At 48.6% G+C, this 23,316-nt stretch carries 12 protein-coding genes and 2 pseudogenes; 2 read left to right on the plus strand and 12 right to left on the minus strand.

Going from position 1 to position 23,316, the window contains the following annotated elements:
• Positions 1-221: 221 nt before the first annotated feature.
• The 3 genes from ACY1JZ_RS11320 to ACY1JZ_RS11330 all read right to left on the minus strand — a co-directional run bounded on the left by ACY1JZ_RS11320 (position 222) and on the right by ACY1JZ_RS11330 (position 1,275).
• Positions 222-560: a hypothetical protein gene (locus tag ACY1JZ_RS11320; RefSeq protein WP_462629231.1), complete on the minus strand. Its 339-nt coding sequence runs from the start codon at positions 558-560 to the stop codon at positions 222-224.
• Positions 561-789: 229 nt separating this feature from the next.
• Positions 790-948 (minus strand): hypothetical protein, encoded by a 159-nt coding sequence (locus tag ACY1JZ_RS11325; protein ID WP_462629232.1) that lies wholly within the window; start codon positions 946-948, stop codon positions 790-792.
• Positions 949-1,017: 69 nt separating this feature from the next.
• Positions 1,018-1,275, minus strand: coding sequence for a hypothetical protein (locus ACY1JZ_RS11330; RefSeq protein ID WP_270164500.1), 258 nt, complete (start codon positions 1,273-1,275; stop codon positions 1,018-1,020).
• 162 nt (positions 1,276-1,437) lie between these two features.
• On the opposite strand from ACY1JZ_RS11330, the gene ACY1JZ_RS11335 reads away from it, so the two are divergent.
• Complete coding sequence (locus tag ACY1JZ_RS11335) at positions 1,438-1,677, plus strand: helix-turn-helix domain-containing protein (RefSeq protein WP_270164501.1); 240 nt, start codon at positions 1,438-1,440, stop codon at positions 1,675-1,677.
• A gap of 40 nt (positions 1,678-1,717) precedes the next feature.
• On the opposite strand, the gene ACY1JZ_RS11340 is transcribed toward ACY1JZ_RS11335, so the two are convergent.
• From ACY1JZ_RS11340 to ACY1JZ_RS11365, 6 genes and pseudogenes are all read right to left on the minus strand, one after another.
• Positions 1,718-2,074 (minus strand): PIM8 family immunity protein, encoded by a 357-nt coding sequence (locus ACY1JZ_RS11340; protein WP_462629233.1) that lies wholly within the window; start codon positions 2,072-2,074, stop codon positions 1,718-1,720.
• Positions 2,075-2,286: 212 nt separating this feature from the next.
• On the minus strand, positions 2,287-2,724 hold the full coding sequence (locus ACY1JZ_RS11345) for a hypothetical protein (RefSeq protein ID WP_462629234.1): 438 nt from the start codon (positions 2,722-2,724) through the stop codon (positions 2,287-2,289).
• Positions 2,725-2,859: 135 nt separating this feature from the next.
• Complete coding sequence (locus ACY1JZ_RS11350) at positions 2,860-3,993, minus strand: peptidoglycan-binding domain-containing protein (RefSeq protein WP_462629235.1); 1,134 nt, start codon at positions 3,991-3,993, stop codon at positions 2,860-2,862.
• 430 nt (positions 3,994-4,423) lie between these two features.
• On the minus strand, positions 4,424-4,789 hold the full coding sequence (locus ACY1JZ_RS11355; RefSeq protein ID WP_462629236.1) for an Imm8 family immunity protein: 366 nt from the start codon (positions 4,787-4,789) through the stop codon (positions 4,424-4,426).
• A 231-nt stretch (positions 4,790-5,020) separates the two neighbouring features.
• Positions 5,021-5,177 (minus strand): annotated as a pseudogene (locus ACY1JZ_RS11360) (transposase); the annotation flags it as partial.
• A 204-nt stretch (positions 5,178-5,381) separates the two neighbouring features.
• The gene (locus ACY1JZ_RS11365; protein ID WP_462629238.1) at positions 5,382-5,555 is read right to left on the minus strand and encodes a hypothetical protein; all 174 of its coding nucleotides are present in this window, start codon (positions 5,553-5,555) and stop codon (positions 5,382-5,384) included.
• A 314-nt stretch (positions 5,556-5,869) separates the two neighbouring features.
• Here ACY1JZ_RS11365 and ACY1JZ_RS11370 point away from each other — a divergent pair.
• A pseudogene (locus ACY1JZ_RS11370) lies at positions 5,870-6,281 on the plus strand (IS30 family transposase); the annotation flags it as partial.
• 983 nt (positions 6,282-7,264) lie between these two features.
• Here ACY1JZ_RS11370 and ACY1JZ_RS11375 read toward each other — a convergent pair.
• The 3 genes from ACY1JZ_RS11375 to ACY1JZ_RS11385 are packed head-to-tail and all read right to left on the minus strand — an operon-like array spanning position 7,265 to position 22,812.
• Positions 7,265-8,122 carry a hypothetical protein gene (locus tag ACY1JZ_RS11375; protein WP_462629239.1) on the minus strand — a complete coding sequence of 286 codons (858 nt, stop codon included), beginning with the start codon at positions 8,120-8,122 and terminating at the stop codon, positions 7,265-7,267.
• A 30-nt stretch (positions 8,123-8,152) separates the two neighbouring features.
• Positions 8,153-16,843, minus strand: a complete 8,691-nt coding sequence (locus ACY1JZ_RS11380) for a S8 family serine peptidase (RefSeq protein ID WP_462629241.1) — start codon at positions 16,841-16,843, stop codon at positions 8,153-8,155.
• 47 nt (positions 16,844-16,890) lie between these two features.
• A complete protein-coding gene (locus tag ACY1JZ_RS11385; RefSeq protein WP_462629242.1) occupies positions 16,891-22,812 on the minus strand; it encodes an RCC1 domain-containing protein in 5,922 nt (1,973 codons plus the stop codon).
• Positions 22,813-23,316 lie beyond the last annotated feature (504 nt).

Raw genomic sequence — 23,316 nt, forward strand, 5'->3', positions numbered from 1 at the left:
GTCCCGACGAAATTTGGCGATTCGGTTGAAAGGACTTGCTTTTTACCGCCCATCATACTGTCGAACTCATTATCTATAATCATTCGACCATCTTTGAGGGTCACGGTTTTATTGTCTACTTATGCCCGCTCTCATTAGTTGAATGATGGGTTCATTCGTCACTCTCCCCCTCAAAGAAAAAACCTTGAAAGGCATAAGCCCATCAAGGTTAACAAAACAAATCAACGACCTTTAAAACAAAACTTACAATAAAATCCTTTTTTATTAGCGTTAAAAGTAATCATTTCATACTCAATTGAAGTATCAGTATTCTTTCTATTGTAGACAGTGCCCCCCGAATACTCTGTGAATTCTACAAACGAATGGAATACTCTCTTTACTTCCCCTAAGCTATAATTTCTGAGCCTAACCATAATACGATACACATCTTCCTCCGTACTAATGGAGAAATCTGAAACATTGTCGATTCCTTTAAGACAATCCCTAAATTCAATCTTTAATTCCACATCAATTTGGTATTGTATATCATTTACCATATCACTAAATACTAATTTATCCATATATACATCCTTTCTTAATTTTTTGGAATATAGTTTCCTCCATTTGCTGACGGAGGATAAGAGTAAACTGTAACCACTTTGTCGCCCCATTCATTAGTAATTACAGTATTACCTCTCTTATCTTGGTATCTCCAAGTAACCGAACCATCATCAGGGTCTATCTCCTTTACCCTACTATTCAGCTTGCTCTCCTCATCATACCGATACCCCGCATACCGGATCGGGTTGTTCACTGTGCCCGTTCCCGCGAAAGCACCAACACCTTCTCGTTGCCGTCGGTCTCCAGCACGACCTTGTCCGACTCATATAGATAATGTGTCGCCTGTTTGCCTGTGATCTTCTTCGTCCGATGCCCTTTCCTATTGTACGTGTAGTTAACCGGCATCAACTAAGCGTTATTACTCCTTACAGCGATTAGGCGCTTGGCTATGTTCCTTTTTTGTCACCAGCAATTCCTTTACTCCCCAGTAGTTTTATCCATATGATAGGCTTGAAATGCCTTGGTCAGTCTCACATGTAATAAATCCAGGCGAATGGAATCTTCCAGCCGGTGAATACTAAGCAGCACTTCCTCTGTCATTTGTTCATCGAATAGATGTCCATATCGATAGATTGAATCTATAACAGCATGTTGACATTGCTCTAATGTCTCTAGTTGCTTGTAATACCCTTCCTCCTGTTCCACATAGCTAACATAGGTTTCCATTCTCTTCATATATTTATCATCCCCTACTTCATAAAATGTAACTCTTAAAAGTTCCACATTTAAATTATATAACGTTTAAGAGTGACGTTCAATGTTTTTTTAAATACTTCGTGATATATTTAGTAGTAGGCTTAGTTACTCTTAAAGGTCACAATGTGGAGGAGAATATACATGAAAATCAAAATCCGGCTTCGAGACATTTTAGAAGAACGCGGAATGTCCCAACGAAAATTGGCCCGCCAAATGAATGTAAGACCTAGCACGATTAACCATCTATGCTCCGATTCGGTTGATAGAGTCTACATCCGTACACTTGAGCAGGTTTGCAGAGCTCTGGGAATTACCGTTGATGAACTCATCGTTTCTGTAGAGACTTCAGAACCTCATGACCATCCTAACAAAAAACCTTGAAAGGCACGAAGCCAATCAAGGTTTTGTCGCAAACAAATATTCAGCATTCTAATATTTTGAATTCAAATTCTTTACAGTAAAAAGAGAATAATAAATTTTCATTCTCTATTACTCTGTATTTGATTCCTTCCATTTGACTGTCTGAAATATCATTTATTCTTAATTCAAGTTGAAACAGACCCTCTAAATTTCCAATTTTAAAATCTCTTACTCCAAGAAAGTTTAACATTAACATTTTATTGCCCTCGTAATACGGGTAGTCGCACAAAGTAATTGTTAAATTGTATCCTTCGTAATCTTCTCCATCAAAAACCCTATTTAAATCCATTCCTTTTAAATATCCATATTCTTTTTGTTTGAGGTAAAAATCAGATATGAACTCATTTGGTGTACTCACTTTGGTCTATACTCTCCTTCTATATGGCCTGCGATTTCCTTTGGCGTTTTCCCAGGTCCCCATTCATACAAATGGTAATGAGTATCTGGTTTCATACGGGTATTTTAAGGGTTATATGTGTTATTGGTTGAATAATGGATTCATTCGGCACTGGGTAACCCTCCCAAAAAGAAAAGCCATAGAGAGAATAGACCCCCTTATGGCTTTCCAATTTATTTCCTTGCTTCAATGATACTACTTTCTCTTTTTGATGTAGTTTTATTAAAATAGAATGATTGACCTGTTTGTCTATCTAAATTTTCTGCCATGGTGGTTACCTCACAAATAAGTGAAATGTACCGCGCCATCCAAAGTGAAATGTCGAACATTCGGTCATTAAATACTTCTTGGAATGAATCAGTAGTAGTTGCTCCAAGGAAATATTGATAATCAGGCCATTTTTCACTATCCTGTATGCTTCTTAATTCAACCTCAAAGCCTAAAACCTCAGAGTAACCCACTAAATCATAAGGTTCATCTTCCATATTTTCATATCTTATTTTAGGTACATTTAGTCCATTTTCTATTTTAGAGCCTAAGTCTTGTAAAGAGCCTTCGTATTGAATAAATACCTTTGAATATGCACCATGTACTTTGTCTTCAATCTGCATGTTAACCTCCTATTTACTTGATGGCTTAAATTTAATTGAGAAGCCCTCTTTATTCGGCTTAAGTCCTTCAAATCCCGGTGTCTCTGAGAGTATTTTTCTAAATTCAGGATTGGCTTTTAGACTATTACCAAACTTCTAGTATAAAATATCACTCTCAATATAATAATCAATATCATACTTATTCAAATCAATAGGTTGGCCGAATGTCGACTTATTGGGATTCCCAACAGTGCCGGTCTTGAATGAACCAGTGTAACCTGCCCTAAGGTTAGGGTCAATTTCTCTAAATTGTGGTAGTAAATGTTTTTCGGCAAGTTCATCTAATTTCGTATGAAGCTCAGAAAGCTTGGGACTAAGTTTCCCCGTCCCCCCAGAAGAAAACAATCGAGCCGCACTATCCCCGATCCCTCTGGCTCCGTTAATCATTCCATTCATGCCGTGATCCGCTACGGCTAAAGAAGCTGCTGTTGTTAAAACCCCAGGCCCTGAGAGTACTACTGAACCCGTCATAGGTATTCCTGTGGCTGTGCCTGCTCCTCCTACTACCAGTTCTATTCCACCAACGACTATACTGACCACATCACCAGCCAGCTTGCCAAACTGGTACGCCTTGGTTGCTTGTTGTTCCTTAGTCGGCGCTGAGAATGTATTTTGAAAAGCGCCAAATGCCAAATTGTTATCTATGCCTGCCCAGCCTCCCAGTACCGCATTCCAGAGCGTGGTACCGAATCCACTATTCGACTTCGACGACGGTGCTACAATCGGAGGTGCTAATGTATTCGTCGATTTCGTCGGTTGGATCGGCGCTGGCGTGCTTGGCTTCGGCGCTGGTGTACTGTTTACCGCATCCTTCCTGGGTGACGTTCCCGTGATTTGCGGCTGGTTATTGACGATCTTGATGTCAACTTGCTTATTGGGGCCTACTTCTTTCAACTGTCTTTTCGCTTCATTCACGGTTTGATTGACTTTGTCCTCGGAAGCGATCATTACACCCGGTGGTAAGGCGCCCACTTTAGCATTTTTACCACTGTTTAGTGCCTGTTGCTTCGCCGCGTCGGGTGCATTCAGCGTCGAGCTCACATTACTTAGCAACGTATACGTCTGATTCCCTACTATTCCATCTACCTTTATTCCATAATCCTTCTGGAATTCCTTCACTGCCGCTGCTGTTTTCGGACCATACGACCCGTCTTGCGCCACATTGTATCCTAATCTGTTGAGATGCTCCTGTACTCGCTTGACCTCATCCCCCTTGGTTCCCACCTTCATTACGTTATGTCCGCTTGGGTCTACATACCTCATCGAATTATTATGCCTTCCAGACATTTTGGAAGAACTCGGAATGTCCCAACGAAAATTGAACCGCTAAATGAATGTAAGGCCCGGCACAAATAACCATCTATAATTCGGTTGATAGAGTCTACATCCGTACACTCGAGTAGGTTTGCAAAGATCTGGAAATTAATGTTGATCAACTCATCGTTTCTGTAGAGGCTTAGAACCTCATGTTCATCCTAACAAAAAACCTTGAAAGGCCTTTGAGCCAATCAAGGTTTTTGCTTTTGTATTCTCTCAAGTTTCCCAATAAGTACATTTCACATGGGAGACTGTTAATCCGTTTTACTCGGCTACGCTATGGAAAAATCTACGAGTCTCCTTCAATTATCGCCATCTGTCTAAAGACAACAGCTTTTAAAACTCATTTCTCATACTCCCAGTAAAAGTAAGGACTCAATTTCAGTGCAACGTCCTCCCATGTTTCACCTTGGCAATTAGAAAGAATGTCCTCTATTCTTTGTTTCAATAAACTCATATCAAGATGGTCTACAATAAAGTACGCTCTCCCTAGAATTAAATTTGTTACCCTCAATTCTTTTTCCAAAGCTTTTGGAGAGATGATTGTAAAATCAAAATAGTCACATCCATTAGACTCTTTCGTACCGATACAAGCTGTACATGATAGTAAAAACTCATCACCCAACTCAATGAACTCATCAACCTCTAGTTTCCCAACAATATATGGATTAGCCGTTATAATAATGTCTTTCAATTCAGGTTTGATCAAAAGCCTGACACATCCTTCATCCTATTTGATTTGGTTAAGGTTGTACAGTCACGTGGTAATTTGTACGTTGATTGTCACGACTAAAATTAAATGGATCATTAAAAGTTTCACGTCAAGAGTTTTGTGTAAACGAAGGGATGAAAATGTGCCTGAAGTGGCGGGTTCCCCTTAGCTTAAATGCTGACCGACCCGTTCGTGGAAGAAGACGGAGAGCTGAAGGAGCATTTGTCCCTAATTCTGTACCCGGTCTGTCCACATGCGAACAACATCCATCGTCGAGAGATAGAGCATTTTGAGTTAAGGCCTCATCGGAAGGGAAAACGCTCTTACCCTTCGTCACTTTGCGAAGCTGGCGGTGGTAGCTATCGATGATGTTTGTCGTAAAAATGGTCTCCGAATGTTTTTTGCAAGCGAAAAATGCCCAGGCCACCTGCCAGTGTGCGTTTACTGTGGAATACGTTCCATCGCTTGCTTGAGTCAGAAACTCTCGCCCGTGAAGGAAAGAATATGCGCGTGGTGCACAAGGCGATTCACCTAGGCTGACGTCAGCTTCGTAACCCCGAAAATGGAGATCCATTGACCAAATTACAGATTAGAGGTGACGATCACACTTTGCTGTTTGTAACAACAGCAATGACATTAAACAACAATTCGGAGCCCATTTGGTTAAACGGCACATAGCCACCTCATCCAATATAAGGAGATCCATTTTCTTCAACTTCTCACGAAAGCGACTGAGCGAGCCTGCCGCAAACTTTTCCTGCAACAGGGCTACTAAATCGGAAGTCCGAAAGAACTGAGCAGCATGTCCTCTCCTCCACGCCTAGCGCAATCGCCATATGCGTTTCACCTGTACCAAACAACCCCCATGAGCAGCAAATTCTCGCGCCGCGTCAGCCAACTCATATCGAGCAACGATTCGAGCGAACAACCGGCGTGAAACGAAATAGGCCCACGTAGGTAGCCCTCAAAGGTTTTCAAATGCAGGGAGCCTGCCTGTGGTACAAGCTTTCCTAGCCTAGCTGTACGTCGTCCTTCGCGTTCAGCTAGGTAGGGTCTGCCCGTTCTGCGCTGCAACACAAAATCGACCTGTACTTCGCTGTTATGATGCCTGACCGCAAAGGAGATCGCCTTTGGTGTAGCCGCTAGTCAGTACCCGCAAGGTGCCTTTAGAACCGCTACGACAGACCGCGGCAAAGAGTTTGCATGCTACACTGAGCTAGAGCACTTTCACAACGTCAGCGTCTTCTTTGCTGATCCCTATTCTTCTTGGCAACGCGGTTCTAATGAGAACACAAGTGGGCTCTTACAGGAAACACGTTTCGCTATGCTCACAGACGAGGAGCTAGCTGAGGCTGTAAGTCTCATCAACCACCGCCCCCGTAAATGCCTGAATTGGAAATCAGCTTACGGAGCCTTCATGGATGAGCTGTCGCACTTAGCTTGGCAATCCGTCTTTAATAAAAGCTCTCAATTGCTCTTTCGTCCATAGTCCCATGTGTTTTCCCAACCTTTCTGTTGCTTCTATTTTAATCGGTTTTGGAGTTTACACAAACTATTTTACAGACTCATATTTATTCCTTCCGTCTCAACTCCTTTCGTTCGTAACTGTCCCTTGACTTCATCAATCCAAATTAGAAAACTATCTAGCATTACTTTTCACCTACTATTTTGATGTTTGTTGCAGGAGGCATTTCGGGTAATGGTGAAAGGCATCAGCCAATCAAGGTTAACAAAACAAATCAACGACTTTTAAAACAAAACTTACAATAAAATCCTTTTTTATTGGCGTTAAAAGTAATCATTTCATACTCAATTGAAGTATCAGTATTCTTTCTAATGTAGACAGTGCCCCCCGAATACTCTGTGAATTCTACAAACGAATCATCCTTTCTTAATTTTTTGGAATATAGTTTCCTCCATTTGCTGACGGAGGATAAGAGTAAACTGTAAACTTGCTTTTTCCAACAAGCGCAGGGACTGGTCTTGGCAGGTTAAATTGCAACATCGGTCTCCATCACGACCAAGATCATGAAGGAAGAACACCCCGAAATGACGGCGAAGGAATTCATGCAGCAATTGGCTGTTCGAGGGGAAGCATTGAACATCGCGATGACGTTTAGTTTCGGAGATGAGCGCTGTAACTCTCTTAACCGCAGACCAGTTCCATGTCTGGGGTATTCAAAAAGTGACGACGATTATTCCGTTAATCCGTGGAATGAAAAGGAACCCCCTGCAGGCATGGCAAGCAAAGGTTTAGGCCAATCGGAAGCTTACTTTTCGTATAGACGGCCAGATCCAGCTTATAGCTAAACCACTTGACTTTGTTACCAAACGTAAGATGCTCTTGCTTACTCTGAACTACATTCGACATCACGTGCAATCATTTCAATGGTAGGGTAGCACACTGGGTGGGAGTGAAAGAAAAAGCCTTGAAGGAGAATATTATCCATATTATACTTCAAGGCTATATAGCTATTTGGTTATGTGATAACATGACAAAACGCATTGTTGTGGGTTGGATTTGTTCCCTCTTAGAGCTATAAAGATCGCATTTTGTTCGGTCAGCTTTCTAGCTCTAAGAAATGTGTACGGTGTTACTGTATCAATTTTCGCTGCTTCCTTTCCTTCTTTAATCACTTGAATAAATTCCTCATGTACAGATAGAAAAACTCCATCTATAAAAATCACTTCGTGTCCTAACTTATCTGGAATACTTGATACTACTTTGATATTATTTTTATAATCGATATTCAATATTTCTTTATTAATTGTGTCCTTAAAAGTCAGTTTTTGAGCCCCACCTTCAAGAAGTAAATATCGGCTCGATTCATTCAGCATTGAGTAAAATATTGGATATTCCTTTTCGACTACTGCTGAATTGAGTTCTTTTAGTACCAATAGTACAGATTCAATTTTATAATATCTCTTGTTGCCACATTTAAAGAGAACTTCTTGCCCAGACCAGTAGTAAATGTCAGATAACCCAATCTCATCAATGTCCCCAATGAAGTTTATAATTTTTTGAAAAGATGTATCCAAATTTAAGTACACAAACACTTGATTATCGGGGCAATACAAAATGATTTCATTTTTTAGAGGATTCTTAAAGATGGTGTGGATTATTATACCCTCGAATATATGAATCGTTTTCATCAACTCTAACTTTTCGTTATATAACTTGATTCCAGAATAGTTGTTATTAACAATAACCGTTCCTTCATGGTACTCAAGAATATATATATCATTATTATCAACAAATTTTTCAAATAATTTATTTATCCTCAATTTAATCCCCCTTAGAAAAGTTGGATGTACTGGACGCAAGAACATGATTCTCACATCCTGTACAACAAACATTCATCACTTCACATTTATGCTCTTATCTGAGTCACGAGTTCCTGGTATAAGTTCTCCTGTTACAGGGTCAGCCTCGCCAACATGGTTGCCTCGTTTATCGTAGACTTCTATATGTGAGCCTTCACCCTTGTGGAAAGTATCTCTGTGATAGTAGTAATCACCTTTCTTATATACTTGTGCCCCCTTTACTGGGGGAATCTTCGTTTTGGTGAACGTTCCATCACCCAAAACCGTTTCCTTATCGATAGGCACACGATTTTCCATTATGAAAGCAGGACACTTTCCTGTATTATGCACCCAAATCCCAAGGTCGCTAACAAAGTACGTATGGAACTCATCAACTGTCATGTTGTATACAGTAATGTGCTTGTGCAACAGTTCGATGTTCTCTATCTTGAGTGTATTCCCATCACTCTGAACAAGCAAATCACCGACTTTAAGGTCTTTGACGAACGTCCAACCTTTACCTTCCACATAGAATGGATGGTTAAATGTCGATTCAATTACTTGGTCACCTACATGGATTTGATAAATCGCATCCGTCTCATGGTTGAACGTCGCCGTTACCTCTTTGTATGCTACCTCGCCAGTCTCATCATTCTTAGAAAGAACCCTATCTCCGACCTCAATGTCTTCAATATTCTTCTCCCCTTCGTCTGTCAATACCTTCGTCCCAGCGGTGAAGCAATTGCAGCCACCACTGGAAGCACGTGCCGAGACGCCTGGAAGCTTGGTACCGACCTTAAGAACGGGTAAGAATTCGGCTTGTGAAATTTTTTCACCTTGCATTAAATATTGAATTCCAAATAATTCATTTGGATCAATATTAATCATAAACGCATTATAGCGCATTGTGGTTAGATCTATAACAAGCTGGGCCTCGGATTTACTATCAAAAATTTTACTATCAACGAACTCTTGAACCTCTGTGTTTGTTATCCCTTCACTGTTGTTGTTCGTCAAAGCTTCCCAAATTAATGCCTTCTCAGCCAACGTAAAATCTCTATAATCGGAACCGTGTATAAATTTAGGATAATCACTTACTGATAGTCTATTTAATATCACATCCGTATTTTTGTTAAATACGACCGTACTATTCCTCAATGTGCTCGTCTGGGTCGCTAAGAGTTGTCCCGTCGTTTTACTTGTTACCGTTGATGTACGATTGGCATTCGTAACGACTGCAACTTTTGCGCCTGCTACTGCCGTATCCACTATGGCTGTTATCTTCTCTTGGGTGACGGTGGATGAGTTTTGGGACACTACTCGATTCGCGCTACTCCCACTCATTTTTTTGTCATACAACTCATTATCAATAATCATTCGACCATCTTTGAGGGTCACGGTGTTATTGTCCACTTTAAAATCAACAGAGTACCCCTCAACTAAGGTCACGGTCGCTACTTTTGTTTTATTGTTATAGGATATGGTGGCTCCCGAAGCCTCCGCCAACTGCCGCAGTTGCACCTTCTCGTGCCCGCTCGGGTCCACATACATCAACGGCTCATTATGCACATACGTATAATAATTCAAGCTTAGCGGGTCCATTGCTGAGCCGCGGTACGTATCCTCGCTCAAGAAACGCGCGATCTTCGGATCGTAGTACCGTGCGTTCAGATAGTACAGCTTGCTCTCCTCATCATACTGATAACCAGCATACCGAATCGGGTTGTTCACCGTGCCCGTCGACTCTGTCAGATTTCCGAAGGCATCATACGCGTAGGTCGCCTGCACAGTACCCGAAGCATCCACCAGCGCCGTCACATCGCCATGCCCGTTGTACAGGTACGCATATTTCTCCGTCCCCATCTCGCGCACCAGCAGGTTCAAGCCATATACATTCCGCGCTAGCACCTTCCCGCTGCCGTCGGTCTCCAGCACGACCTTGTCCGACTCATACAGATAGTGCGTCGTCTGGTTGCCTGTGATCTTCTTCGTCCGATACCCTTCCCCGTTGTAAGCGTAGTTGACCGTTCCGCTTCCCGAGCTACTCTTCACCATCTGGTTCCACACATTATACGTGTAGCTCTCTGTACCCGACACGATGTCGCTGATCCGCGCATTTTCGTTTGTCTGGCCCTCGATGAACATGCCGAACGTCGTGATCGGCGGGGAGGCTAGATTCAGCGCCTTGGTCACTTCCCGGCTCTTATGAATCATATTCCCATTGCCGTCATAGCGATACCGATCAGTCTGTGTCTCGCTCGCCGTCTGACTCACCGTAGACTGCAGTCGATTTTGCTCATTGTAGCTGTATGTCACTATCGTAACGCTTGAACCCTGTGTCGTCTTCTCCTCAGTACGATTCCCCGCCGCGTCATAGCGGTAGCTCATCGTCTTGCCGTTCGAGGACGGCTCCTGCACCTGCTTAAGTCGATTTAACTCATCGTAAGTGTACAGTGTGGTGCCCTTGCTTGTACCATTCACCATCTCATACTTGGATGTCTGGTTGCCGGCTGCATCATACGTATAGCTATACGTATCCAGCAGTGTCGTCCCTTTCCAGTTCTTCAGCTCGCTCAGTTGATTATTCGCGGTATAGCTGTATTCTTCCTTCACACCACCAGGATACTCCACCCTCTGGCGGCTTCCATCCGCATAGTAGCTATATATCGTCGGTTCGTCGTCATTGCTCCATACAGCCATGAGACGCTTGGCTTGATCATACATCTTGTTCGTCTGATTGCCCTTTACATCCTGACTGATCTCCATCGTATAGCCGCCTGGCATATCCCCTACAATATCATAGTGGAACACGCTGGTGCCTAGCTGGGGCACCGTCTTGGTCACCGTTCGGTTCAGCTCATCGTAGCTGCGGCTCGTCGTGCCCGTGCTGTCTGTGATGGTAAGTTGATTGCCATTGGCATCATAGGTATAGGTGATCCGCCGCTCAGCCAGCGGTGTCTGCTGCAATGCTGCTCCTTCGACCGTCTCATCCAACAATCGGCCATGGACATCATACGTGTAGCTGGTCGTATGGCCATTACGATCGAGCTTGCTCTTCATCTGACCATTCGGGTAGTAGGTGTAGCTCTCAACCTTGGCCGGGTCATACGTGACACCTGTCAGTTGCACCAGCTTACCCCCATGATCGATTCGGCGGGTGAGCAGGTTGCCGGCGGTATACTCGAACAGCGTGGAATGTCCGTTGCCATCTGTCTGTGAGAGCTTATTCCCGTTCAGATCATAGGTGTAGGTCGTTCTCTCGTCCAGCGCATTGGTGACTTCGGTCAGCCGCTTCATATAGTCGTAGGCATAGCTGGTCACATTGCCTTTGCCATCTGTCGTGCTCTCGATTTCCCCATTCGCATGGTAGGCCGTCGTTGTCCGATAGCCAAGCGGATCGATCGTCATCACCTGACGATTGTTCCGGTCATAGCGGTATTGTGTCAGACGGTTCAGCGCATCCCACGCCCGAATCTGCACATTGCTCGCATTGTACTCCAGCTTGGAGATTACGGTGCCTGTCCCGTCGATCTTCTCGATCAGCCGATTCAGGCTGTCATAACGGTAGCCCTGCTCACGCCCGAAGGGATCGGTCTCCAGCAGCAGATTGCCGTTGCGGTCATACGCATAGGTAGTCGACAACGCGCGCTTGCCCAGCGTGGTGTCTGTGACTTGCACCGTCTTGCGTACCAACTGGTTCAGTGTGTTATATTGCATCTCGGTCACATTGCCATTGCCGTCTGTCTCGTACCGCAGATTGCCATTCAGATCGTAAGCGGAGCGCTTCGTGACCCGGTTCTTGCCCTTGCTGTCCTCCACCGCAACCATGGTTGTCCGTCCATCCAGATCATATGACCAATGCGTTACCTTGCCCTGGTTGTCTGTCTCCCGGACGAGCCGCCCCATCACATCATACTGCCGCGCCAGCGAGTACGCCGCCACTGCTTCGGAGCCGGAATCCGTCTTCTTGCGAATCTGTCCCCATGCATTATATGTGTTGACTGTCTGATGCCCGTAAGGGTCCGTCTCGGTCAATAGCTGCCCGCTGCTGTTATAGGTTAATGTCCTCAGCACCTGCTCCGGGCTGGTTGCCGTCTTGCGTATCGAGGTGGACACGATATTGCCCGCCGCATCATAGTAGGTTTGAGTGACCGCACCTGTCGCATCCGTCTCTCCCACCTTGCGCCCCAGGCCATCGTAGCCGAACAGCTTCGTATGCTTCAGGCCTTGCTCCCTGGAAGCCGGGTCCAGCATCAGCACAGGCAGATTGGCCGCATTATACCGGATGGTGGTGCCATAGCCGGATTGAATGCGCTCCTGCATCGTCTTGCCGACACCTGCGGCGAAGCCCATGGCGTCAAGCTCCTTCGTGACATTGCCGTTCTCATCATACTGATAGGCCTTCGACACCGCCTCTGTCCAGCGTGTCGTCCAACTGCCGCTGCCGGATACAACCTTCTCTTCATAGATTTCGGTAACGGCCTGTACGCGGTTCATCGTATCATAGGCGTACTCGGTTCGCACCAGCTCCGAGAGCGGCTTGGAAGCATCGTAGTTGTTAGGCGAAACCTCCGCGATCTTCCGCCCGGCACGGTCATACGCATAGGCCGTAATGCCGCCTGCCGCATTCTGCTTCTGCAGCAGCAAGCTGCGCTCATCATAGCGGTAGGTCGTCACATTCTGGAGCGCATCGGTAGCCGTCAGCACCTGACCTGCCCAGTCATAGGTCTGGCTTACAGTCTCCGCGGTCGGCTGTCCCTGCTCATTCACTCCGCTCGTCTTCGTCGAAAGCAGTCGGTTAAGCAGATCATACGTATAGGTCGTCTGATTTCCGTCCGGTGTCGTTGCACTCGTCTTGTTCCCATTCGCATCATAGGTATAGGCGGTCTCCAGCTTGACCAGCGATTCACCCGCAGCTTTATAGTCAGCCAGATCGCTTCCCTGTACATAGCGGATCTCCGAGATCACCTGATTGTTGTGATTATAGGCATAGGAGGTCGCATACGACTCCTTCGCACTCACCTGCTGCTCCTGCCGAATCATCCGCCCGTCTCCATCATACTGGAATACGGTTGTGCCCCCGATTGGGCTGGTCTGTTGCTCAACCTGCCCCATCGTGTTATATACATACGTCACGCTGGATAACCGATCCTCGGACGGTCTGCCGAACAGCTTGATCGGGTCGATGCCTGCCCATTCCTTCACCTTGCGGTTGTTCAGATCGTATTCGAAGCGCTTGTAGCTGTATTTGCCCGCATCCAGCGGCGCCCACTGCTCCGAGAGCCGATTGAGGCCATCATAGCTGAAGGTGGTCGTATTCCCCCGCCCGTCTGTGACCGCCTTCACCTGCCCATTGGCCAGATAGACTGTCTGAACGGTTGATCCGTTCGGCGACTCCGACGATACGACACGCCCTCTCGCATCCTTCGTCGTAACAGTGATCGCCTTATCCGCAGCGTTCAGATAGCGGGTCTCCGTCGTGCGCTCCTGTCCCCCCGACAAGGCTTCATAGGTGTAGCTGCTAAGCAGCACCGGCACTGACTTCGCATCTGGCTTGAAGGAGGTTTTGATCAGACGATTCATGACATCATACTCATAGACCTGCTCACTTAAATTCGGACGAATCTCCTGTACCAGATTGCCGTACAGGTCGTAGGCATAGGAGGTGACGTTGCCCAGGGCGTCGGTTACAGTCGACCTCAGACCGTTCGGGTGATAGGTTGTTCGCGTACCTGCTGTGGTGTTCTGGTAGGCTCCCCCCGTCCCCGAATTATTCGTAAACTCCTTGTCGGCCTCGTATTGATTCGGCTCGATGACCTGGACAGGGCGGCCCAGCGTATCGTATACGGTGCGCCGAACACCGCCCTCATGGTCGGTCTGACGCAGCAGGTTGCCATCCATGTCATATTCATAATCTGTTCGGTACCCTTCTGCAGTCACTTGGCTGGTGAGCCAGCCGATTGCATTATACTGTGTGACACTGCGGTTGCCTGCCGCATCGATCGTTTCCGTCACATTGCCGTATTTATCATACTTGTAGGTCGTTACATTCCCTTCCGGGTCGGTCGTCGATTTCATTAGCCCGTTAACGGCAATACCGAATAATCGCGTAGCCTCGGCTGCGGTATAGTAAGCATAGGAGGTGATGGCAACCTTCTCCGAGTCGACGGTATACGCATCCGTGCCATTGATCGGCTGCACTGTCTTCTGGAGCAGATTGCTTCCGGCCGGATAGACATAATACGTGGTCTTGCCCAGCTCATCCCGCTCCCAGATCAGATGGTTCTGGCTGTCATAGCCATATTCGCTGAAGCTGCTGTCCGCATATATGATTTTAATTATATTGCCGTTTGCATCCCGCACATACTCCGTCTTGTTGCCTAGCCGATCCGTGATCGACTTCTCTTCCCCGTACTTATTGAACCCGCTCGCATCCTTGTAATATTCGACCTTCGTCCACTTGCCCTCCGGGTCCTGGGACTCGGTCACATACAAGGCATCGTCATATTTTTTAACTATTTTGCGTCCGTTCTGGTCTTGAATCGTTGTCGTTCGATTAGTCGCATATGCAAAGGTCTGCGTATTGCCTAATCGGTCGGTATACCGCGTGGCCTTATGCTGGTTCAACCCTGAGCTATGATTGTAGACAATCGCTTCAACTGTATTACCATCACCATCCTTCATCTCCGTCAGATAGCCGGAGGAATCATAGACGTATTGGGCCGAGATTCTCCCGCTTGGCGCGATGACCTTCACCAGGCGGTTGGCGCTGTCGTATTGGTATTGAACCTTGCGCCCCTGCTGGTCCGTAATCTCCTTAATATACGTGTCGTTGTAGCTGACTGTGTAGGAGCGCTTGACCGCATCAGTAATCTTCTTCACCACGCCAGCGCTGTCCACCTCGATCGTCACCTGGTTGCCGACAGGGTCCTTCATCCAGCTCAAATATCCAGCCGCATTGAAACCGTAGGTGTACTGATCTGTCGTCGTCAGCGTGTGACTATTGTCCGCCTCCTTAACCAGCTTGCTGTGGGAATCATTCGCCGTATACGTATTGTTACTATTCACTACGAACAACTGCGAGGAGCCGTTGGGCAGCTTGGCAATCATAATCGAGCTGTTCGTTGGCATGCGCTTCAGGCTGCCTTCAAAGGAGAAGGTCCATCCGCGCCCCAATGAGCTTGCAGCTCGGTCATCCTTGGAGTTGTAGGTTCGGCTGACATTGATCTTGAACCCCGGGGAGGGCATGGTAAGATCCGTCACCGAGTGCGAGTAGTTCCCGGTAGTAACCGAGACCCCTTCTTCGCCGTAATGAATCTGCTCCTGCAGCAGCGGATCGATCTCGGCCGCAAGCGTGACGACCATCTCGTCCTGCTCTGTCGGTGCTGGCGCAATGGGCTCCTCCTCAGGCGAAGCGGTTCCCTCCAGCGCTTGAACCGCCAGGTTGGCACGGATGATGCCGTCGCTCCGTACTTTCCCTGCCAGCTCGGGCATCGCAGCCGCAGCCGATCTCAAGCGCTGAGCAAGCTGAGCGGCATCCATGTCCGGGAACGTGCTGAGCGTAAGTCCTGCCACACCTGCAACATACGCAGAAGCCATCGAGGTACCGCTAAGATAACCGTACCCCTCCTCAGGCAGAGTACTTAGAATCGAGGCTCCTGGCGCAGCAACATCGACATTGCTGCCATAGTTCGAGCGGTCGAGCAGCTTGCCTGTGTTGTCGATGGCAGCAACAGACAGCATATTGGGCAGCCGATACGCTGCCGGATAGACGGGCGACTTGGCGCTATCTGCGCCGTTATTGCCAGCCCCGCTGACGAACAGGATGCCGCTGCGGCGAATCGCCTCCTCCAGCGCAGGATTGGCCGAGGTGCTGCCAAAGCTGGCATTGATAATTTTGACGCCCGCCTGCTTGGCATATTCGATAGCCGCCAGCGCATCCGAGGTATAGCCGGATTGACCGGACATGAATTTGAGCGGCAGCAGCGTAACATTAGGGGCAACGCCACTTATCCCTTGCGCATTCGCATCGGCGGCGATGATGCCCGCCACATGCGTGCCATGCTTGTCCAGAGCTGTGGCGTCGAACACGGTATGATCCTTGTTATAGAAATCCCATCCATTCACATCATCGATATAACCGTTGCCGTCATCATCGATTCCGTTCCCCGGAATCTCTCCAGGATTCACATAGATATGGGCAGCCAAATCGGGATGGGAGATGTCGATGCCTGTGTCCAACACACCAATGACGACAGACGGATTGCCCTGGGTCGTATTCCAGGCCTGCACTGCCCGAATATCGACACCGGCCACCCCCTGCTGCTGAGCAATCGATTGCCCCTGATTGCGCAGTCCCCACTGCTCGGGGAAGCGCTCATCCTCCGGCAGCGCCAGCATCGTCAGCTCATAGTTCGGCTGAGCAAAGGCGACATTCGGGTCCTGACGAAGCTCCTTCAGCACCTCGATCATATTATCTTCGCTGCCGATCTCCAGCACCTCCATGTTGAAGCGACGATGCTGAGATACCGAGTGGAGTTGATCCAGCTCCACCTCCTGCTGTAGCGAACGCTTGACCTCCTCCATCATGGACGGATTTTTGTATTTCACAATCAGCTCAACCTGATCTCGCGGTGCCTCCTCCGCAGCAGCGTTCTCGGCATAGATGTACCCGTAATCGGACACGATCAACTGGAAGAGCATCACAAACAGTATTAATCTTGCAACAACGGAAAACGAACGGCTCATAATTGCCTCCTATAAGCCGGGGAAGCCACTGCTCCCCGGCCCATCTATTAATTTTGAATAACGGAATATGTCAATGCAGAACCGCCCGTAACATGTGCCATAAATTTGATGCTGTTAATGACGCCTGTCCACGATTCCCCTGGCTTCACTACCCGATCCGTTACAAATACAATCTGCCCCGGCCGGAAGGAGGTGACCGTAATATCTGTGCCTTCGATCCGCCCTGGCTCCAGCTCCGGCTGTCCCGTCAAGGTGGACAGATCGGCGACACTCATCGCCTGCGGATCATAGGTCACCGTCAACGTATAACGGCTAAAATCAGTTACATTCGAGCCCGTCAATCCCAGGTTGAACGTGTTACCCTTCGTCATTCGTGCGGTCAGATTATTATTAATAATCAAGCCGCTCCAATCGCCCACTCCCGCCTGATTACGGATTCGAACCCGATAGCGGTGCTCCGAGCCAACGGCTACCTTGCGATGCTTGTATTCGGTATTCAGACCGTTGTTCACCAGTTGTCCATTTACCTCCAGATCGTAGCCAATCGCAGACGGATCGGCATCCCATGCCAGCTTCACAATATTGCCGCTGGAAGTCACCACGATATTGACCGGAGGCGCTGGACGGTCTGGCAACGTCTGGATCGCCACTGGCGCTGTCCATTCTCCCTCTACAGCATCGGTCTTCGAGCGGACACGGTACGTATGCGACGTGAACGGATCCAACAGTGTATCGGTGTACTTCGTGTCATTGAAGTTATCGATAATAATCTTGCCGTCAATCTCCACCTCATAAGCTGTCGCCCCACTTGCCTGGTTCCACGTCAGCGTCACATAATCCCTGCCAGCGAGCGCATTCACCGCTGCCGGGACGGCTGGCTTGAGCGGCAAGGTCTGGACGGTTATCAGGGCAGACCAGCCACTGACGCCCTCTGCACCTTTCGCACGTACACGGTACGTATGCGTCGTCTCTGGTGTCAGTCCGAGATGGCTGTATTCGGGCGTGGCAATCTCGCGAAGCTGCCCGTCTGCCTCGACCTGATAGCCGGTCGCTAGCGGCACAGCAACCCATGTAAGCAGCACAGAGGTGTCCTCTTGCTTCTCCTTCACACCTGATGGAGTCGGCAGTTTATTGGTCGTGAGTGCGAGCATGCCGCTCCAAGGGCCGACACCATATTCATTGACAGCACGCACCCGATACTGATGCGCGGTTCCGGGTGCGAGTCCCTTCAGCTCGGCGAAGAAGGAGCTGCCATTATGAAATAGCTGCCCGTCCGCCTCCAGCTCATAATAGCTGGCATCATCGATCGGCTGCCACCGCAGGCTGACACTGCGGTCGCTCGCCTCTCCCGTCAGCGATTGTATCCCGGTCGGCGGCGCTGTTCCTGTCATCACGGCTACATGCGCCGACCAGATGCCCGGCCCTCCGGCATTGACTGCACGCACCCGATACGTATGCTGGCTGCCCGGCTGCAAGCCGATCTGCTTCCAGGTCGTCTGCGTGCCTGCACGAACAATCTGCCCATCCCATTCCACCTCATAAGCAACCGCTAACGTTACCGGATTCCAAGACAAGGTGACCGTCTTGCTGGTTGCAGCAGCGCGCACGTTATTGGGTACAGTTGGTGGGGCAGTCAGGGTTTTAGCCTGAATCGGATTGCTCCACTCGCCATAAACGCCGTACTTGATCGCCCGAACTCGGAACGTAAAACTCATATCCGGCACATATCCGGTGTACATATAGCTTGTAGCCGCTCCAGTATTGATAACCGTATATGAATTATCCCTCTCCAGTTGATACCCTGTCGCATCCGCTACAGGCATCCAGGATAACCGGATCGTACTCGCCGTTGTCTCCGCCGTGAGCTGCTGCGGGATGGCAGGCGGCTTGACCGGTGTACCTACTTGAACCGATGCCGATTCCTCTGTCTCGACTCCCTCCTGGTTGCGCGCCTTGATGCTTACCTTGTAGGACTTGCTGGCCGTCAGTCCTTGAATACGAATCGTCTTGTCAGGCAGCGTAATCCATGTCGGCTCGGCAACCAGTTGTCCGTTCTCGTTAACCGTCCTGTTCCCGACGATCAGTTGATACTGGGTATGCTTCGGATTACTGTCTGTGATCGCAAAGGCAGCCCCATTCGGGGTGGTAGCGGTCAGCTTCAGAGTCGGCTTGGCTGCAAGAGTATAATAGCTTCGGATCTCCTTCGTAATCTTGCCGGATGCATCCTTTATCTCAAAGGTAACCGGATAGCGCTGATCCGCAGTCAAGGACGCGAAGGTATAGGACGCTTCCAGCGAGAAAGCCATCCAGTCGCTGGATTTATTGCCCAACGATATGCGGAGCGGCTTGGCCGCCAGATTGCTGGAGCTCTTCTTCACGCTAGCCGTAATCGAGTTGACGGTAGAGGTCGCCGAGAACTCACTCCCCGTTGGCGCATTATCTACAGTAAAGGTCACGGATTGCTGTATGATCTGCGTTCCATCCGTGGCCTCTACGCGCAGCGTATGCAACCCCTCGGACAAGCTGAATGTATCGAACGCATCCATCGTGACCAGTTGGCCTGCTGCCGTGAGGCGAATGCTCTTGCTCTGCCGTGGCGTCGTCTCTCCATCCACGTAATAGGTCAGTACAGCGGTGGCGCCCTCTTGCCCGGATAGGTAGAGGCGAGGCTGATAGGTCAGTGCCGAGATCGGAACATCCTCCGGGCTCGTGCGGGAGCTCTTGTAGCCCAGCGCAGCATTGACGTTATCCCCCCATGCCTTCACTTCCTCATGGTCGGTCAACGCCAGGGAATGGCTCTCGCCAGCCGCCAGTTGCTTCACTTGGCTGATGGAAGGAAGTGTTGTCGGAACATAGCGTGAGGTGAAGTCTCCAAGCCCCAATTGTCCGGTCGTATTACGCCCCCATGACTTCACCATGTGATCTGCCGTGAGCGCTAACGCATGATATCTTCCCGCGCTCAATTGCTTGACGCCGCTTAGATTGGGAACAACTACCGGTGTAGTCCTGTTCGTCGTATTGCCCAGCCCCAATTGACCGTATGCATTATAGCCCCATGCCATGACTGTCCCATCCTGCATGAGCGCTACGGTGTAAGAATCTCCGGCACTTAACTGCTTCACGCCTTTAATAGTAGGAATGATAGTGGACAGATCGCGATTTGCCGTATCTCCATGACCCAATTGCCCAGACGCATTGCTTCCCCAGGATCTCACCGTGCCGTCATCTATTAAGACCAGGGAATGAGAGTATCCCGCCGCGACCTGTGTCACAAATTTCAAAAACAGAACGGTTGTCGGAGTTGTCCGGTTATTGGTATCGCCTTGCCCTAATTGACCGCTGGAGTTCAGGCCCCATGCTTTGACCTTGCCATCCTCCATAAGCGCTAATGTAAACGATTGTCCCGCGCTAATCTGCTTCACTCCGCTGAGACCCGGAATCACCGTCGGAGCATTTCGGTTCGTCGTATCTCCCAGCCCCAGTTCGCCATTTCCGTTATACCCCCATGCCAGCACCGTCCCGTCCTGGAGCAATGCCACCGTATGGCGGCTGCCAGCGCTTACCTGCTTCACATTGGTCAGACGCGCAATCTCGGCCGGTGTCACTTGATCGACATTATTTCCAAGTCCCAGTTGTCCGTAAGTATTAGAGCCCCAGGATTTTAATGTCCCGTTCTCCAGCAGCGCTATGGAATAGTTCGACCCGGCAACGATTTGCCGAATGCTATTCACCCCGGCGATCCCCGTTGGAGTACTGCGGCCATTACTGGTTTCCCCCAGCCCCAATTGACCCGAGCCGTTAAAGCCCCACACCATAGCTCTCCCGTCCTTCTGCAACAGCAACCCATGCCTGGAGCCAGCGCTGATCTGTCTCGCATTGTTCAATCCCGGGACAACCGTAGGAGCGGATTGATTCGTCTCGTTCCCTAAGCCGAGACGCCCGTTTCCGTTATACCCCCATGTCTTCACAGTGCCATCCCCCAGCACCGCTAATGAATAATATTGACCTGCGCTCAGTTGCACGACTCCGCTAAGACCCGAGACCGCTGTCGGTGTATTGCGAGTAGTCGTATTGCCATGTCCGAGCTGACCGTATCCATTAATGCCCCAAGATCTGACTGAACCATCTTCTAACAAGGCCAGTGTGTGGGACTGGCCGGAGATCAGTTGCCTGACCCCTCCAAAGCTAGGAATACTCACAGGCGTATTGCGACTCGTCGTGTCGCCGAGTCCCAACTGCCCGCTCGTATTGTTGCCCCAGGCCTTCACTGTGCCATCCTCCAGCAACGCAAGCGTATAATCCATTCCTGCGGTCAACTGCTTCACATCACTCAGGCCGGGAACTGTCGTCGGCACACTGCGATTGGTCGTGTTCCCAAGACCTAATTGCCCGTATGTATTGTAGCCCCAGGCCATGACCGTACCATCCTCCAGCACAGCCAATGAGTGATGCTGTCCAGCAACGACCTGCCGCACGCCGCTCAAGCCGGGAACTGCCGTCGGCACATTGCGATTGGTCGTGTTCCCCAATCCCAATTGACCATATGCATTATAGCCCCAGGCCATGACCGTACCATCCTCCAGCACGGCCAGCGTATGGGACTGTCCTGTGCTGATCTGCCGCACGGAGGTTAGATTCGGGATAGCTGTGGGCATCGTGCGCAAGGAGGTATCGCCTAATCCAAGCTGCCCGAAGCTATTATCCCCCCACGCCTTGACAGCTCCCTTGTCAAGCAGGAAGGAGGAATCTGACGAATGGCCTGAGATGACCTCCACCCCGAGCGGGTCAAGCAGCGTGATGTCGATCGGCACAGACATGACCTTCAAGCCTGTAATATCTGCATACTGCGTCAAGGTTGAGCTGCCTCCGTTGCCAAAATGGTAATTAGCATTTTCCCCTGATGCCTTGACCGAATAATCGTTCATGATGATGAAGCTATTGACTTGTCCGGCTACCACGAAGGCCGCATCCGAGATGGAAGAGAGCGGAACCGGGGAGCGTTGATTGGACGTATTGCCCAATCCCAGTTGATAGTTGCTGCCATTTCCCCACACATACGGCGTGCCGTTGGACACTACAGCCATCGACATCCCGTTGCCCGCTGATATCTGAACGACATTGGACAATGATGAGACATCGACTGGAGTTGAAGCATATGTCGTCGTACCGTTCCCCAATTCACCGTAATTGTTGGCGCCCCACGCCTTCACCTTGCCATCACTCATAATCGCCAGTGAATGAAACGTTCCTGCGCTAATATCCTTAACACCTGACAGACCAGGCACTGTCACAGGAGCAAGCCGATTCTCCGTATTGCCAAGCCCCAGTTGTCCCAGGCTATTCAAGCCCCAAGACTTGACTGTACCATCCTTGAGCAGCGCCAGCATATGACTCCCGCCCACAGAGATTTTCTTCACATTGGTTAGACCAGAGACAAGCACAGGAGTTGCCGACGTCGTCGTGGTCCCGTTCCCTAACTGGCCGGAGCTATTCGCCCCCCATACCTTGACGGTTCCATCCTTCAGCAGTGCTGCCGCAAATCCGCTGCCAGCTCCAATCTGCTGGACGTTGTACAGATTGGCGATGACAGTGGGTGTTGACCTGTATGTCGTGGAAGCTGCACCCAGCTCCGAGCCGCTTCCCCATGACTTCACAGTTCCATCCTCCATCAGCGCGAATGATGCCCTGCCCTTCAATGCAACCTGCTTGACATTGGACAGACCAGGAATTTCCTTCGCTGTGGCTGTGCTGCCCACACCCGTCTCCCCATAGCTGGTATTGCCGCTTGCCTTCACTTTCCCATCCGGAGACAGAAACAGCGTAGCACTCAGACCCACAGCAACACCTGGAGAGACGATGCGCTCTGCTGCAGATAGGATGCTCCCTCCAAAAACAGGCACACCAAATAGCTGTACCATGAGCATGAGTACAGACAGTAGAACAACTATTTTTCTCGTATTGATGACCAACACATCTCCTTCTCATTTGTAAAATTAGCCCAATTAGTATAGGACTATTAACCTATTATTTTCGACTATCATTTTCTACTCCATCAGTCTACTCGCTCGAATAACAGGAATCAATAGGAGATTTTGTCGTTTTATGTCGTATCATAAAAATATTTTTCGTTGTTTTTCATTTTATTTATAAACCAGTTTATTACTAATTTATCACTAGAAAAATGGGTTTTACATTCAAATTAAAGCACGTTATATCGATAGCGTTCAATTATTTTACTGAACTTGCACACGTTACTTTTTAAACATATCATGTATTGCGATTCGCCACTCTTCCAGATACCAAATGTATCCTATGCCCGTCCACCAGCAAAATCACGCTTCATGATCAACAAGACATCGAATTCAAGAATAGGATACGAAATTCAGGTGTTAAATGAAAATTATTTTGTAAATAAATAATGAATATCCCATTAATACAAAAGAAACACATAGATTCTTATAAATTCTAGTTAA

It is taken from the genome of Paenibacillus sp. J5, from assembly GCF_054955055.1.